Origin of the sequence: Streptomyces sp. SID14478, from assembly GCF_010548525.1 — a bacterium.
Classification (GTDB): domain Bacteria; phylum Actinomycetota; class Actinomycetes; order Streptomycetales; family Streptomycetaceae; genus Streptomyces.
Genome location: NZ_JAAGMG010001165.1, coordinates 1 through 2014 on the forward strand (window position 1 = coordinate 1; position 2014 = coordinate 2014).

2 protein-coding genes and 1 pseudogene are annotated in these 2014 nt (G+C 69.7%); 1 reads left to right on the forward strand and 2 read right to left on the reverse strand.

Features of this window, described 5'->3' with window-relative positions; all coding sequences use genetic code 11:
- Positions 1 to 254 (reverse strand): annotated as a pseudogene (locus tag G3I40_RS37160) (hypothetical protein); the annotation flags it as partial.
- Positions 255 to 416: 162 nt separating this feature from the next.
- Here G3I40_RS37160 and G3I40_RS37165 point away from each other — a divergent pair.
- Positions 417 to 866 carry an ATP-binding protein gene (locus G3I40_RS37165; RefSeq protein ID WP_164559233.1) on the forward strand — a complete coding sequence of 150 codons (450 nt, stop codon included), beginning with the start codon at positions 417 to 419 and terminating at the stop codon, positions 864 to 866.
- A gap of 41 nt (positions 867 to 907) precedes the next feature.
- Here G3I40_RS37165 and G3I40_RS37170 read toward each other — a convergent pair whose 3' ends face one another.
- Complete coding sequence (locus G3I40_RS37170) at positions 908 to 1774, reverse strand: SigB/SigF/SigG family RNA polymerase sigma factor (RefSeq protein WP_164559234.1); 867 nt, start codon at positions 1772 to 1774, stop codon at positions 908 to 910.
- Positions 1775 to 2014: the final 240 nt, after the last annotated feature.

Below are 2014 nucleotides of genomic sequence, written 5' to 3' on the forward strand. Positions count from 1 at the left end.
AGGGCGTCCGCCGCCGTGCCCGAGCCGTCCTCCGGTGCGCGGGGGCCCGGTACGCGGGCGGTCCGTACGCCGGGCAGTGCGCGCTGAGCCGCCGCGTGCGCCATGAGCACCCGGCGGTGCCGGGACAAGGAGGCGGGCAGCGTGAGATAGGCGAGCCGGACGAGAGAGGTGTACTGCTCGACGAAGGCGGCCTCGGCCTGGTCGGCGGCTATCCGTGTGTGCAAGGCGGCTCGGCCGGGGCGAAGAGTAGGCATGGTCGGGGTCTCCCACGTCGAAGGGTGTCGCGTGCTTCGCCCTTCAAACGAGCGGACCGTAAGACAGTCACACGGCAATCGACAGGACTGCACCGCCGGAGTCGGGGTATCAGCATGGCTGCGAGGGTCCGAGTGGAGCGGGTCCGGGCGAGAGAGACGTGGATGACCGAGTACTTGGACGGGACAGTGATCCCCATTGGCTTCGACACCCCAGTCGAGCCGCTGCGGCGGATGACCCACTACACCGGTGAACCCGGCTGCATCGCGCAGGCCCGGACCTTCGCCGCGACCTTCCTGGCGCAGCTCACCCAGGAGTGGTGCGTCGCCGTCGACCGCAGGGCCGAGGGTGACGTCCTGCTCGTCGTCAGCGAGCTGGTCACCAACGCGGACCGGCACAGCACGGGTCCGTACGCGCTCGAACTGGAGGGGACGACCGACCAGATCGTCGTCACCGTCTACGACAGCAGTGGCAAGGTGCCGAAGCGCTACCCCAAGGACCCGTCCCGCGTCGGCGGACACGGTCTGGAGATCGTGTCCGCGCTCGCCGAGGTCACCGTCGAACGAGTGCCGGTCGGCAAACGCGTCCGGGCCGTGGTCACGCTCTCGGCGTGAGCACGACCCGGACGGTCGCGTGAGTCCTGCCCGCGGTGCTCCTACACGAGGTCGGTGCCGGCCAGCATCCCGGCCTTCAGACGGGCGATGAGCCCCTTGATCAGCCGCGAGACGTGCATCTGCGAGTAGCCGAGCCGCTCGCCGATCTCCGCCTGGGTCAGCTCCTCCACGAACCGCAGGTGCAGCAACTGCCGGTCGCGCCCGGTGAGCTGCGCGACGAGGGGAGCGAGGGCCTGGAAGTCCTCCACCAGCTCCATCGCCTCGTCCTCGACCCCGATGAAGTCGGCGAGCACCGATTCGCCGTCGTCGCCGTCCCCGGTCAGCGCCGCGTCGAGGGACGTGGACGCGTAGCCGTTCGAGGCGAGCTGTGCCTCCACCACCTGCGGCTCCGACAGGTCCATCAGCGTGGCCAGTTCCGCGGTCGACGGCTCGCGGTCCAGGCGGGTGCACAGCTCCTCGCGCGCCTTGGCCAGTTCGAGCCGCAGCTCCTGCAGCCGCCGCGGCACGTGCACGGCCCAGGTGGTGTCGCGGAAGAGACGCTTGATCTCACCGGTGATGTACGGCAGCACGAAGGACGTGAACTCGACCTCGCGCGAGATCTCGAACCGGTCGATCGCCTTGATCAGGCCGATCATGCCGACCTGGACGATGTCCTCCATGTCGTCGCCGCGGTGCCGGAACCGGCCGGCCGCGAAGCGGACCAACGACATGTTCATCTCGATGAGGGTGTTGCGGGTGTACTGGTACTCCTCGGTGCCCTCCTCGAGGGAGGCGAGCCGTCGGAAGAAGTGCCGGGAGAGCTCCCGCGCGTCCAGCGGCGCCACCTTGGTGGGGTCTGGGATGTGGTCGAGCGACGTCTCCCCATCTGTGGTCCGGGCCCTGTCCGCAGTGACGTCCGTCCCGCTCATGGTGGACTCCACCGTCCCTCCCGCGCCGTCCGGCGCCGCGAAGCCTGTTCCATCATGGTGTTCGGCGCTTACCCGCGAAAGCGCCGGTCATGCGCGAACCCATCGGAGGTACGACATCAACACGGCACGAACCTCAGACACGGTGCGCGAACTCGCGGCCGCGCTCCCCGGCAGCACCCTCGTCACCGACGCGGACGTGCTCGCGTCGCTGGGCCGCGACGACGCCGAGTGGGCGCCGGC

Coding starts and splice junctions, on each gene's coding strand:
- G3I40_RS37170 (WP_164559234.1), bottom strand. CDS start 1,774: ATGAGCGGGACGGACGTCACTGCGGACAGGGCCCGGACCACAGATGGG.
- G3I40_RS37165 (WP_164559233.1), top strand. CDS start 417: ATGACCGAGTACTTGGACGGGACAGTGATCCCCATTGGCTTCGACACC.